Genomic DNA, 12,795 nt, shown 5'->3' with positions numbered 1-12,795 from the left:
CGGACAGGGAGTTGGGATTTTAGGACACGCCATGGGACAACCTCCGACGCTGAGTCACCCGGTGCACGCCACCCGGGTGTTGTGCGAGGTGGCCAACGAACGCGGGGTTTCGACGGCCGACGTGTTGGCGGGCACCGCGATCGAGCCGGCCGATCTCGACAAGCCGGACACCATGGTCAGCGCGGTCGACGAGATCGCGGCGGTGCGCCGGCTACTGGCGCGGCTTCCGTCCGAAGCCGGCGTCGGCGTGGACGTCGGCAGCCGGTCCACCCTCACCCACCTTGGCCTTTTCGGGTTCGCCGTGATGTCGTGCGGCACCCTGCGCGAACTGTTTTCCATCGCGATGCGCTATTTCGCGCTGACCACGATGCACATCCGCCTCACGCTGTTCGAAACCGCCGAGGAGTGCGTGATCGAGCTCGACGCCAGCCACCTGCCCGCCGACGTGCGGGGGTTCTTCATCGAGCGCGACATCGCCGGAATCATCTCGACCACAGTCAGTTTCGCGCTGCCGGTGGCCGAGAAGTATGCGGACGAGGTATCCGCGGACCTGGCCGTCGACGAGGCATTGCTGCGGCCGCTGCTCGAATTGGTGCCGGTGCACGACGTCCGGTTCGGCCGGGCGCACAACCGGTTGCACTTCCCGCGCGCCATGTTCGACGAGCCGCTGCCGCAGGCCGACCGCCACACGCTGGAGATGTGCATGGCGCAGTGCGACGTGCTGATGCAGAGCAGCCAGGGCCGCCAGGGCATCACCGCGCTGGTGCGCAGCAAGCTGTTCCGCGATTCGGGTGTGTTCCCGACGCTTGCCGACATCGCCGGCGAACTCGACATCCACCCGCGGACGCTGCGCCGCCGGCTCGGCGACGAGGGCACGTCGTTTCGGGCCCTGCTGAACGAGGCGCGCTCCACCGTGGCCGTGGACCTGTTGCGCAACGTCGGGCTGACCGTGGAGGAGGTCTCGACGCGGCTGGGCTACACCGAGGTCTCGACGTTCTCGCACGCCTTCAAGCGCTGGTACGGGGTTGCGCCCAGCGAGTATTCCCGCCGGGGCTAGCGGCTAGCGCTAGGGGTGTAGCGCCTTGCGCAGCGCAGTGAGCCCCCGGCTGGTGGCCTTGGCCGCCGCGGGGATCACCAGGGAGAAGCTGGCGTACCCGTGCACCATGTCGGGTTCGTTGCTGTGTTCGGTGGGCACGCCCGCCGCGTTGAGCAGCTCGGCGTAGCGGGAGCCGTCGTCGCGAAGCGGGTCGTGCTCGGCGGTCCCGATGAAGGCGGGCGGCAGACCGGACAGGTCCTCCGCGTTGGCCGGCGCCAGCGTGGTCGGCAGCGCCTTCGGGTCGCTGATGTCGAGGTCGGGCAGGTACCAGGACAGGAAGGCCTCGATGACGTCGCGGTCCAGGATGGGCGCGTAGGCGTTCTCGGTATGCGACGGCAGCGACAGGTCGGCGGTGACCGTCGGGTACCACAGCAACTGGAACGCGAGGTCAGGGCCGCCATTGTCGCGGGCGAGGTGCGCCATCACGGCGGCGAGGTTGCCGCCCGCCGAATCCCCGGCCACGGCAATGCGATCCGGGTCGCCGCCGAGCTCGGCGGCGTTCTCGGCGACCCATTGCAGCGCGGCCCAGCAGTCGTTCACGCCGGCGGGGAACGGGTGCTCGGGGGCGAGCCGGTAGTCGACCGACACCACGATGGCCTCCGCGCCGACGGCGTGGGCGCGGGCGACGGGATCGTGGGTCTCCAAGTCGCCGAGCGAGAATCCGCCGCCGTGATAGAAGACGACGACGGGCATGACCCCACCGTCGCCGGGCGGCCAGTAGATCCGAACGGGAATGTCGGTCAGCTCGCCGTAACCGATCGTCCGCTCCTCGGTCCGCAGGTCCGGCAGCAGCTCGGGTGGCACCTTGAGCTGACGGAGCCTCGAGCGCGCGACCTCGACGCCGTCGGCGGCATTGAAAGTGACCGTGAAGGCGTCGAGCAACATCTTCAACGTCGGGTCGATGCTCGGTCGGGCGGTGATCGGCTCAATCATCCGTTCACCGTACGCTTCCGGGCCGTTAATGCAGGGCATTCCGCAGCGCCGCGAGCCCCTTGTCCTGCGCGGTGGTGGCCGCCGGCACCACACCCGCGTAGCCCAGGTAGCCGTGCACCATCGTCTCGGCGTTGTGCACCTCGACCGGCACCCCGGCGGCGGCCAACAGCTCGCCGTAGCGGATGCCGTCGTCGCGCAACGGGTCGTGACCGGCGACACCGATGTAGGCCGGCGGCAGGTCCGCCAGGTTCTTCGCGCGTCCGGGTGCCATCCGCGACGGCGGGTCCGACAGGTCGACTTCGCCTGCGTACCAACGCGAGAACGCGGCGATGGCGTTGGCGTCGAGGATCGGCGCGGTCGCGTTCTCGGTGAAGGACGGCAGCGACGCGTCCCACAGCGTGGAGGGATACCACAACAGCTGAAACGCGATCGGCGGCCCGCCGTCATCGCGGCACTGCTGCGCCGTGGCCGCGGCGATGGTGCCGCCGGCCGAATCCCCGGCCACCGCCATGCGCGTGGTGTCGGCGCCGAGCTCGGCGCCGCGCTCGGCCACCCACAGCGTTGCGGCCCAAGCGTCTTCGACGGCGGCGGGATAGGGGTGTTCGGGCGCCAACCGGTAGTCGACGGACACCACGATGGCCTCGGCGCCCACCGCGTGCTGGCGCGCCGTGCCGTCGTGGGTATCGAGATCGCCCACGACGAAGCCGCCGCCGTGGAAGAACAGCACCACCGGCGCATCCCCGCCCGGATCGGCTGAGGGCCAATAGATCCGGATGCCGATCGCGCCGCCCGGACCGGGGATGGCGCGGTCCTCGACCCGCAACTCGGGGTGCAGCGGCCGTCGGGGCAGGTCGCGGAGCCGCTGGCGCGCCGCGGCGACACCATCGTCGGTTGTTAACCGGAACGGAACCGCATCCAGTACCTTCAGCAGGATGGGGTCGATACCAGGGTTCTCGTCGGCGGTTTCCAAGCTGGGCATGGAAGTACCGTACGCACCCCGCCTGGTGTCCGGCGGCTGGGTGGTGGCCGGCTGGGCGGGCCTCGCCTACGGGGTCTACCTGACGGTGGTCGCGTTGCGGTCGCCGCCGGGAACGGCTTTGACCGGGCACTGGGTCCTGCAGCCGCCGTTCAAGGCGTCGATGGCATTGCTGCTCACCGTCGCCGCGGTGGCGCATCCCATCGTCCGCGAGCGGCGCTGGCTGATGCCCGCGCTGTTGATGTCGGCCGTCGGCGACTGGCTGTTGGCGATCCCGTGGTGGACGATGTCGTTCGGGTTGGGGCTGGCGGCATTCCTGTTGGCGCACTTGTGTTTCCTGGGCGCCCTCATTCCGCTGGCGCACCCCTCCCGGGTCCGCCTCGCCGCCGTCGCCTTCATGTGCCTGGTCTCCGTGTCGTTGTTGGCGTGGTTCTGGCCGCACCTGGCCCGCGACAAGCTGACCATTCCGGTGACGCTGTACATGGTCGCGCTGACCGCGATGGTTTGCATGGCGCTGTTGGCCGAGCTGCCGACGATCTGGACCGCGGTGGGGGCGGTGTGTTTTGCCGCGTCGGACACGATGATCGCCATCGGCCGGTTCATCCTGTACAACGACGCGCTGGCGGTCCCGATCTGGTGGTTGTACGCCGCGGCCCAGATCTTGATCACGGCCGGGTTCTTCTTCGGTCGCGAGGAACCGGATTACGAAACGGATTACGAAACGGACTATTACGAGGCCGAGTACGAGACCGACTACGAGCCCGGGTCCGACGAAGGCTAGTTGTCGATCCCGTTGGCTGGCAAGGCAACTCCCGAGGTCGAGCCGATCGCCCGAGTGCTGCCCATGCTTTCGGTGCCGCACCTGGACCGCGAGTTCGACTACCTGGTGTCGGCCGAGCAGTCCGACGACGCGCAGCCGGGGGTCCGGGTGCGGGTGCGGTTCCACGGCCGGCTGGTCGACGGGTTCTTGCTGGAGCGCCGCAACGACACCGATCACGCCGGCAAGCTGGGCTGGCTGGGCCGCGTCGTGTCGGCCGAACCCGTGCTGACGGCAGAGATCCGGCGCCTGGTCGACGCGGTGGCAGCCCGCTACGCCGGGACCCGGCCCGACGTGCTGCGCCTGGCCGTGCCGGCCCGGCACGCGCGCGTCGAGCGCGAGCCCGCGGCGACGCTCTCGTTGCCCGCGCCGTCGCTGCCCGCGCCCGTCGACCCCGTGGCGTGGGGGGCCTACGGCCGCGGCGGGCAGTTCCTGGGGGCGCTCGCCGAATCCCGCGCCGCGCGGGCGGTCTGGCAGGCCCTGCCCGGCGAGCCCTGGGCGGACCGCTTCGCCGAGGCCGCCGCCCAGACCATCCGGACGGGACGGGCGGTGCTGGCGATCGTTCCCGACCAGCGCGACCTGGACACCCTGTGGGCGGCCGCGACGACCCGGATCGACAAGGAGTGTGTGGTGGCGCTGTCGGCGGGCCTGGGCCCGGCCGCACGCTACCGGCGCTGGCTGGCCGCGCTGCGCGGCTCGGCGCGCCTGGTGATCGGCACCCGCAGCGCAGTGTTCGCGCCGCTGAGCGACCTGGGCCTGGTCATGGTGTGGGCCGACGCGGACGACAGCCTGGCCGAGCCGCGGGCGCCGTACCCGCACGCCCGGGAGGTGGCGATGCTGCGGGCCCATCAGGCCCGCTGCGCGGCGCTGATCGGCGGCTACGCGCGGACCGCCGAGGCCCACGCGCTGGTGCGCAGCGGGTGGGCGCACGACATCGTCGCCGCGCGGCCGGTGGTGCGGGCCCGCACCCCGCGGGTGGTCGCCCTGGACGACACGGGATACGCCGACGAGCGCGACCCGGCGGCGCGCACCGCGCGCGTTCCGTCCATCGCGCTGCGCGCCGCCCGCTCGTCGCTCGAGGCGGGTGCGCCGGTGCTGGTGCAGGTGCCGCGGCGGGGGTACGTCCCGTCGCTGGCCTGCGGACGCTGCCGGGCCATCGCCCGCTGCCGGCAGTGCACGGGTCCGCTGGCGCTGCAGGAGCGGGGCCCCGGGGCGGTGTGCCGGTGGTGCGGCCGCGCCGAACCGGCGCTGCGGTGTGCGCGGTGCGGATCGGACGCGGTGCGCGCGGTCGTCGTCGGGGCGCGCCGCACCGCCGAGGAACTCGGCCGCGCGTTTGCCGGCACGCCGGTGGTCACCTCGGCGGGCGACGCCATCGTGGCGGAGGTCGCCGCGCGCCCGGCCCTGGTGGTCGCCACTCCCGGGGCCGAACCCCGCGCGGCGGGCGGGTACGGGGCGGCGCTCCTGCTGGACACCTGGGCCCTGCTGGGCCGCCAAGACCTGCGCGCCGCCGAGGACGCCCTGTGGCGGTGGATGAGCGCCGCCGCGCTGGTGCGGGCCCGCGGCGACGGCGGCGTGGTGACGGTGGTCGCCGAATCGTCCATTCCCACCGTGCAATCGCTGATCCGGTGGGATCCGGTGGGCCACGCGGAGGCCGAACTAACGGCGCGGGCCGAGGTGGGGCTGCCGCCCAGCGTGCACATGGCGGCCATCGACGGGACGGCCGGCGCCGTCGCGGCGTTGCTGGAGCAGGCCCGCCTGCCCGAGGGAGCGGAGCTGCTGGGCCCCGTCGACCTGCCGGCGGGCGTGCGCCGCCCGGCCGGTACCCCCGCCGGCGCGCCCGTGACCCGCATGCTGGTGCGGGTCCCGCGCGCGGAGGGTCTGGCGCTCGCCGCCGCGTTGCGCAGCGGCGTCGGCGTGCTCAGCGCTCGGCAGAATCACGAGCCGGCGCGGGTGCAGATCGATCCGCTGCACATCGGGTAGCCGAGGGCGTAGGCAAATGCTCCGCTGCGGCGATAGTATGTGTGGGAAATAATGCCTGACCTCGATATTGAGGGTTGTTACACTTCCTACTCTTTGGCCCGCGGATGCTCGGGGAGGCCCGGAAAGGGGCGCAATGGCGGCGGACAACGCGACGGAAGCGGACGAGTCATTGGACGTGATCACGGACGCGTTGCTGACGGCATCCCGCCTGCTGGTGGCCATCTCGGCGCGCTCGATCAGCCAGGTCGACGAGACCATCACCATTCCGCAGTTCCGGACCCTGGTCATCCTGTCCAACCGGGGCCCGGTCAACCTGGCGACGCTGGCCAGCCTGCTGGGTGTGCAACCCTCGGCCACCGGCCGGATGGTCGACCGGCTCGTCGCCGCCGGGCTGATCGACCGCCTCCCGCACCCCACGTCCCGCCGCGAGCTGCTCGCCGCGCTGACCAAGCGCGGGCGCGAGGTCGTCCGCCGGGTCACCGCCCACCGGCGCGCCGAGATCGCCGTCATCGTCGAGAAGATGCCGCCGCCGGAGCGTCACGGGCTGGTGCGGGCCCTGACCGCGTTCACCGCCGCCGGCGGCGAGCCCGACGTCCACGTGGACGCCGACCTCGACTTGTAGCCTGGCTCACCGCCTTTCGGCCGTCATCAGCAGGTACTCCCACCGCATGCCGCCGTCGACCAGGTACCGGCGCGCGAGTTCGACGAGCTGGGCGTCGAGTTCGGCGGCCAGCACCCGGTTGTGGCCGATGTTCGCGTACGCCTCGATCGTCGGGCCGTAGTGATGCTTGAAGTACGCGTGCACGGCCTCGGGGTCGTCGAATCTGTTCACCCAGAGATTGCGCCGCAGCATCGTGACGCTGTTGACGCGATCACCCAGCAGCCCGCCGACATACCCCTCGCGACCCCACAGCGCCGCCGGCGGCACCGCCGGCGACAGGCTCGGCCGGTATGGCCTGATGGTGGCCAGCATCCGGCCGAAGAAGCCCTCCGGGGTCCAGCTGATCACGCCGATCGTCCCGCCCGGCCGGCAAACCCGCACCAGCTCGTCGGCGGCGCGCCGGTGGTCGGGCGCGAACTGCACGCCGATCGCCGAGATCACCGTGTCGAACTCGCCGTCGCCGAACGGCAGCGCGTGCGCGTTGGCCTGCCGGTAATCGATCGTCAGCCCCCGCGCCGCCGCCCGCGCCTGGGACCGCCGCAGCAGTTCGGGCGTGAGGTCGGTGGAGACGACGTCGGCGCCGGTCGCGGCGGCGGGAAGCGAGATGTTGCCCGAGCCGGCGGCGACGTCGAGCACCCGCGTGCCCGGGCCGACGCCGGTCGCGGCGACCAGGACCGGCCCCAGTGGGGCCATCACCTCCTCGGCCATCAGGGCGTAGTCACCGAGCGCCCACATCACGCGATGTGCGGCCGCAAGATCGTCGGGGGTGTTGGCGTCGACGGTGTCGAGAGTCATCGGACCTCCTCAAGGTCGCGGGCGCGGCAGGGGCAGTCGTTGACTCTTACCGCTAGAAATAATAGCAATAGGAAACAATATACTGACGCAACTGTGTGAAACCTGGGCATGTCCTGCGGAGATCCGGTGGTTCCTAGACTTGTGCACGTGCGCCTCGTCTTCGCCGGCACCCCCGAACCCGCGCTGCCCGCGCTGCGCCGCCTCGTCGACTCGTCCCGGCACGAGGTGGTCGCGGTGCTGACCCGGCCCGACGCCGCCGCCGGCCGGCACGGCAAGCCGCAGCCGTCGCCGGTGGCCCGCGAGGCGCTCGACCGCGGCATCCCGGTGCTGCGTCCGGCGCGGCCCAATTCGCCGGAGTTCGTCGCCGAGCTCGCGGAGCTGGCGCCGGACTGCTGCCCGGTGGTGGCCTACGGCGCGCTGCTGCGCGACGACCTGCTCGCGGTTCCCCCGAACGGCTGGATCAACCTGCACTTCTCGCTGCTGCCGGCCTGGCGCGGCGCGGCCCCGGTACAGGCCGCGATCGCCGCGGGGGACACCATCACCGGGGCGACCACCTTCCGGATCGAACCGAGCCTGGACTCGGGACCGGTGTACGGGGTGGTGACCGAGACGATCCGGCCGACCGACACCGCGGGCGATCTCCTTGAGCGCCTAGCGGTTTCGGGGGCGGCGCTGTTGTCGGCCACGCTGGACGGCATCGCCGACGGGACGCTGAAGCCGCGGCCGCAACCCGCCGACGGGATCAGCATGGCACCGAAGATCAGCGTGGAAGCTGCCCGGGTGCGCTGGGAGCTGCCGGCGCCGGTGGTGGAGCGCCGGATCCGCGCCGTCACGCCCAACCCGGGCGCCTGGACTCTCATCGGCGACCTGCGGGTCAAGCTCGGACCCGTGCAAATCGAAGAGGCCCCGATGCCGCTGGCGCCTGGCGCCATTCACGCCGACCGCAAGAACGTGTGGATCGGCACCGGCTCGGAACCCGTGCGGCTGGGCCAGATTCAGCCGCCCGGCAAGAAGCTGATGAACGCCGCCGACTGGGCCCGCGGCGCCCGCCTCGACGCCGCCGTCCGGGCGTCGTGAGCGGCAAACCGCGCAAGGCGCGCCGGCCGCTGGACCCAGCGCGCGCCGCCGCGTTCGAGGTGCTTCGGGCGGTCAGCGAGCGCGACGCGTACGCCAACCTGGCCCTGCCCGCGCTGCTGCGCCAACGCGGAATCACCGGCCGCGACGCCGCTTTCGCCACCGAGCTGACCTACGGCACCTGCCGCACCCGGGGCCTGCTCGACGCGGTCATAGGCGCGGCCGCCGGGCGATCGCCGGAGGCCATCGACCCGGTGCTGCTCGACCTGCTCCGGCTCGGCACCTATCAGCTGCTGCGCACCCGGGTCGACGCGCACGCCGCGCTTTCCACCACGGTCGATCAGGCCGGCATCGAATTCGATTCCGCCCGAGCGGGATTCGTCAACGGTGTGCTGCGCACCATCGCCGCCCGGGACGAGAAGTCGTGGGTCGACGAGCTGGCCCCCGACCCGGCGCGGGATCCGGTCGGGCACGCCGCGTTCGTGCACGCACACCCGCGCTGGATCGCGCAGGCCTTCGCCGACGCGCTCGGCGCCGCCGCCGCCGAACTCGACGCGGTGCTGGCCAGCGACGACGCCCGGCCCCAGGTGCACCTGGCGGCCCGGCCCGGGGTGCTGACCGCCGCCGAGCTGGCCCAAGCGGTGGGTGGCACCGTCGGCCGGTACTCGCCGTACGCGGTGTACCTGCCGGGCGGGGATCCCGGGCGGCTGGCGCCGGTGCGCGACGGCACCGCGCTGGTCCAGGACGAGGGCAGTCAGCTGGTGGCCCGCGCGCTCACGCTGGCGCCGGTCGACGGCGACACCGGGCGGTGGCTGGACCTTTGTGCCGGGCCGGGCGGCAAGACCGCGCTGCTGGCCGCGCTGGGTTCGGAGTCCGGGGCCCGCGTCACAGCGGTGGAGCCGTCGCCGCATCGCGCCGAGATGGTCGAGGAGAACACCCGCGGGCTCCCGGTCGACGTGCTGCGGGTCGACGGACGCCAAAGCGGTCTCGAGCCGGGCTTCGACCGGGTGCTCGTGGACGCGCCGTGCACCGGGCTGGGCGCGTTGCGCCGCCGTCCGGAAGCCCGGTGGCGGCGCCGGCCGGCCGACGTGCCGGCGCTGGCCAAGCTGCAACGCGAGCTGCTGGGCGCCGCGATCGCGCTGACCCGGCCCGGCGGCGTGGTGCTGTACGCGACCTGTTCGCCGCACCTCGCGGAAACCGTTGGGGTGGTGGCCGACGCGCTGCGCCGCCATCCGGTGTCCGAACTGGACACCCGGCCGCTGTTCGAGCCCGTCACCGGGCTAGCGGGGCAGGGCCACGCAGAGAACACAGTGCAGCTGTGGCCACACCGGCACGGCACCGACGCGATGTTCGCCGCCGCGCTGCGCCGCGCCTGAAGTGATGATGGCCGTTCGGCTCAGTAATGTGGCGCACATGCCTGGCAATAGCGGTAAAGCGCTGATCGCCCCGTCGATTCTGGCCGCCGATTTCGCCCGACTGGCCGACGAAGCCGCCGCCGTGCGCGGCGCCGACTGGTTGCACGTCGACGTGATGGACAACCATTTCGTGCCGAACCTGACCATCGGGCTGCCCGTGGTGGAGGCCATGCTGAAAACGACCAGCATCCCGATGGATTGCCATCTGATGATCGAGGACCCGGACCGGTGGGCGCCGCCCTACGCCGAGGCGGGCGCCTACAACGTCACTTTCCACGCCGAGGCCACCGACAATCCGGTGGGGGTGGCCCGCGACATCCGCGCCGCCGGCGCCAAGGCCGGGATCAGCGTGAAGCCGGGCACCCCGCTGGAGCCCTACCTCGAAATCCTGCCGAACTTCGACACCCTGCTGATCATGTCGGTCGAGCCCGGCTTCGGCGGCCAGAGCTTCATCCCCGAGGTGCTCTCGAAGGTCCGCGCCGCGCGCAAGCTGATCGAGGCGGGGGAGCTGACGATCCTGGTCGAGATCGACGGCGGCATCAACGAGGACACCATCGAGCAGGCCGCCGAGGCCGGCGTCGACTGCTTTGTCGCGGGGTCGGCGGTGTACGGGGCGGCAGACCCGGAGGCCGCGGTCGAGGCGTTGCGGCGGCAGGCCGTCACCGCATCAGCGCACCTGCGCGCTTGACGTCCTCCTCTGGCTGAAGGCAGAGGATTCCAACCCCGTCCCACTACCTATGCGGCAGGAGCGCAGAGTTGAGGTTCACGGTTCGTAGACCGGCTAATGCCGAGGTCTCCCCGTGCTGTCACCGCCCGTCCGGCGGCGATGTTGCGCGCGGCGTTCACGTCGGCGTTGCACGGACCCGCGGTGCAGGCTTCGCAGTCGAAAACCGCTTGGCTCTTGCGGTTTGCGGGAGCAACGTGCCCACACACGGCGCATCGTTGCGACGTGTACGCGGCCGGGACCTGCTCGACCCGACCAACGGCTTTATGTTGCAAGCGCGCAGCGAGCAGGCCCCAACCGCTGCGGTGGATTCCGCGGTTCAGGTCGCGTTTGGCGCCAACATGCACCCCGGGCTGCTGCACGGTTCCTCGCGCAGAGCGGGTCATTGCGCGCACGTCGAGGGCTTCGATGCGGATCGTTTCGAACCGGTGTGCGAGATCCGTGGTGGCCTTTTCGACCCAGTCCTTGCGTCGGTCGGCCTCGCGAGCCTTGAGTTTCGCGATGGCGTGTTTCGTGCGAGCGCGCCGGTTGGAGCCACCCTTGGCGCGGGCCAGGCGCCGCTGCAGCACCGTCAGGCGCTTGGCCTCACCGCGGCTCAGGCCGGGCGCATGCAGCAGTTCGCCGGTCGACAAGGCGGCCGCCACGGTGACGCCACGGTCGATGCCCACCACCGAGCCGTCAGCGGGCCCCGGGATGGGTTGCGGTGCGTGGGCGAACGCGATGTGCCAGCGCCCGGCCCGATCGCAGGTGACGCGGTAGGACTTGACACCCTCGGGAACCGGCCGCGACAGGCGAAACCGGATCCAGCCGACCTTGGGCACCCACACCCGAGCGAACCGACGGTTCAGACGCTTCACATGGTGGGCCTTCAACCCGACCTGCCGAAAGCCCTCATGCACACCGGCTTTGCGCCACGTCGGGCGGCGGTGGGTGCCGTTGAAAAAGTTGCGCATCGCCTCGGCGAAATCGCGCAACGCTTGCTGTTGCACCGTCTGAGAGCCGGCTGCCAGCCACTCGTATTCGGCGCGGGCCGCGGTCAGCTGGGCGCACTGCTCGTTGTAGCCAGGCGCTCGGCGACCCGGCTGCCAGTGCTGCTGCTGTTCGACCGCCAGGTTCCACACATACCGGGCGTGGCGACAATGCTCGACCAACACCACCGCCTGCTCAGCACTCGGAAACAACCGATAACGCGACACCCCCGCAACCTAACCGCCACCACCGACAACTCACCGAAAAGAGACGCGGCGTTCCCTCCCCCGGCTCAAGCCAGGGGTTTCCACACCGCAACAACCTTATGAACCAGCCCCAGTCGGTCGACAGCCTCGACGCGGCCATGCGCCTGGCGATCGAACATTCCTACCAGGTCAAGGGCACCACCTACCCGAATCCGCCGGTCGGATGCGTGATCGTCGACCCCGAAGGCCACGTCGTCGGCGTCGGCGCCACGGAGCCCGCCGGCGGCGACCACGCCGAGGTGCTGGCGTTGCGGCGGGCCGGCGGTCTGGCCGCCGGCGGCATCGCGTTCGTCACCCTCGAGCCGTGCAACCACTACGGCAAGACGCCGCCGTGCGTCAACGCCCTGATCGAGGCCAGGGTGGGCACGGTCATCTACGCCGTCGGCGACCCCAACGCGGTCGCGGGCGGGGGCGCGGGCCGGCTGCAGGCCGCGGGGGTGCAGGTGCGGTCGGGGGTGCTGGCGGATCAGGTGGCCTCCGGGCCGCTGCGCGAGTGGCTGCACAAGGTGCGGACCGGGCTGCCGCACGTGACGTGGAAGTACGCGAGCAGCGTCGACGGACGCAGCGCCGCCGCCGACGGCACCAGCCAGTGGATCTCCAGCGAGGCTTCCCGGTTGGACCTGCATCGCCGGCGCGCCATCGCCGACGCCATCGTGGTCGGCACCGGCACGGTGCTGGCCGACGACCCGGCGCTCACCGCGCGGCTGGCCGACGGCTCGCTGGCCAACCGCCAACCGTTGCGAGTGGTGGTGGGCATGCGCGAAATACCGCCGGAGGCAAAGGTTCTCAACGACGATTCGCGCACCATGGTGATTCGCACCCACGATCCCATGGAGGTCATCAAGGCGCTGTCGGATCGCACCGACGTCCTGCTCGAAGGCGGCCCCACCCTCGCGGGCGCCTTCCTGCGCGCGGGGGCGGTCAACCGCATCCTGGCCTACATGGCGCCCATGCTGGTGGGTGGCTCGATCACGGCCGTCGACGACGTGGGGGTGCCCACCATCGCGCGCGCGCTGCGCTGGCACTTCGACGGGGTCGACCGGGCGGGGCCCGATCTGGTGCTCAGCCTGGTGCCGCAGGGCGGGTAGC

The 12,795-nt window shown here is 71.7% G+C and carries 12 protein-coding genes; 8 read left to right on the top strand and 4 right to left on the bottom strand.

The window, feature by feature from the left end:
- Nucleotides 1-31 precede the first annotated feature (31 nt).
- Entirely contained in the window at nucleotides 32-1,057 is a 1,026-nt protein-coding gene (locus AC5Y5E_RS06620) for an AraC family transcriptional regulator (protein WP_499902187.1), read from the top strand.
- Nucleotides 1,058-1,066: 9 nt separating this feature from the next.
- On the opposite strand, the gene AC5Y5E_RS06615 is transcribed toward AC5Y5E_RS06620, so the two are convergent.
- A complete protein-coding gene (locus AC5Y5E_RS06615; protein WP_499902186.1) occupies nucleotides 1,067-2,029 on the bottom strand; it encodes an alpha/beta hydrolase in 963 nt (320 codons plus the stop codon).
- 25 nt (nucleotides 2,030-2,054) lie between these two features.
- A complete protein-coding gene (gene lipI, locus AC5Y5E_RS06610; RefSeq protein WP_499902185.1) occupies nucleotides 2,055-3,008 on the bottom strand; it encodes an esterase LipI in 954 nt (317 codons plus the stop codon).
- Here lipI and AC5Y5E_RS06605 point away from each other — a divergent pair.
- The 3 genes from AC5Y5E_RS06605 (at nucleotide 3,007) to AC5Y5E_RS06595 (ending at nucleotide 6,424) form a co-directional block, all read left to right on the top strand.
- Nucleotides 3,007-3,786, top strand: coding sequence for a lysoplasmalogenase (locus tag AC5Y5E_RS06605; protein ID WP_499902621.1), 780 nt, complete (start codon nucleotides 3,007-3,009; stop codon nucleotides 3,784-3,786). The genes lipI and AC5Y5E_RS06605 overlap by 2 nt on opposite strands.
- Before the next feature lie 63 nt (nucleotides 3,787-3,849).
- A complete protein-coding gene (locus tag AC5Y5E_RS06600) occupies nucleotides 3,850-5,802 on the top strand; it encodes a primosomal protein N' (protein ID WP_499902620.1) in 1,953 nt (650 codons plus the stop codon).
- Nucleotides 5,803-5,935: 133 nt separating this feature from the next.
- Complete coding sequence (locus AC5Y5E_RS06595; protein WP_499902184.1) at nucleotides 5,936-6,424, top strand: MarR family winged helix-turn-helix transcriptional regulator; 489 nt, start codon at nucleotides 5,936-5,938, stop codon at nucleotides 6,422-6,424.
- Nucleotides 6,425-6,430: 6 nt separating this feature from the next.
- Here AC5Y5E_RS06595 and AC5Y5E_RS06590 read toward each other — a convergent pair whose 3' ends face one another.
- Nucleotides 6,431-7,258: a class I SAM-dependent methyltransferase gene (locus AC5Y5E_RS06590; protein ID WP_499902183.1), complete on the bottom strand. Its 828-nt coding sequence runs from the start codon at nucleotides 7,256-7,258 to the stop codon at nucleotides 6,431-6,433.
- 147 nt (nucleotides 7,259-7,405) lie between these two features.
- Here AC5Y5E_RS06590 and fmt point away from each other — a divergent pair, with 147 nt between their 5' ends.
- Genes fmt through rpe form a run of 3 tightly spaced genes read left to right on the top strand, consistent with a single transcriptional unit; the run spans nucleotide 7,406 to nucleotide 10,435 of the window.
- Nucleotides 7,406-8,335 (top strand): methionyl-tRNA formyltransferase, encoded by a 930-nt coding sequence (gene fmt / locus AC5Y5E_RS06585; RefSeq protein ID WP_499902182.1) that lies wholly within the window; start codon nucleotides 7,406-7,408, stop codon nucleotides 8,333-8,335.
- The gene (locus AC5Y5E_RS06580; RefSeq protein WP_499902181.1) at nucleotides 8,332-9,708 is read left to right on the top strand and encodes an RsmB/NOP family class I SAM-dependent RNA methyltransferase; all 1,377 of its coding nucleotides are present in this window, start codon (nucleotides 8,332-8,334) and stop codon (nucleotides 9,706-9,708) included. The genes fmt and AC5Y5E_RS06580 overlap by 4 nt, the downstream gene beginning before the upstream one ends.
- Before the next feature lie 37 nt (nucleotides 9,709-9,745).
- Nucleotides 9,746-10,435 (top strand): ribulose-phosphate 3-epimerase, encoded by a 690-nt coding sequence (rpe, locus tag AC5Y5E_RS06575; RefSeq protein WP_499902180.1) that lies wholly within the window; start codon nucleotides 9,746-9,748, stop codon nucleotides 10,433-10,435.
- Nucleotides 10,436-10,482: 47 nt separating this feature from the next.
- On the opposite strand, the gene AC5Y5E_RS06570 is transcribed toward rpe, so the two are convergent.
- Nucleotides 10,483-11,667 carry an RNA-guided endonuclease InsQ/TnpB family protein gene (locus AC5Y5E_RS06570; protein ID WP_499902179.1) on the bottom strand — a complete coding sequence of 395 codons (1,185 nt, stop codon included), beginning with the start codon at nucleotides 11,665-11,667 and terminating at the stop codon, nucleotides 10,483-10,485.
- Nucleotides 11,668-11,765: 98 nt separating this feature from the next.
- Here AC5Y5E_RS06570 and ribD point away from each other — a divergent pair, with 98 nt between their 5' ends.
- A complete protein-coding gene (gene ribD / locus AC5Y5E_RS06565; RefSeq protein ID WP_499902178.1) occupies nucleotides 11,766-12,794 on the top strand; it encodes a bifunctional diaminohydroxyphosphoribosylaminopyrimidine deaminase/5-amino-6-(5-phosphoribosylamino)uracil reductase RibD in 1,029 nt (342 codons plus the stop codon).
- Nucleotide 12,795 lies beyond the last annotated feature (1 nt).

The organism is Mycobacterium sp. NGS54 (assembly GCF_059812465.1).
Note: the sequence above shows the minus strand (reverse complement) of the source record. Positions and strands in the feature narration are given on the sequence as shown.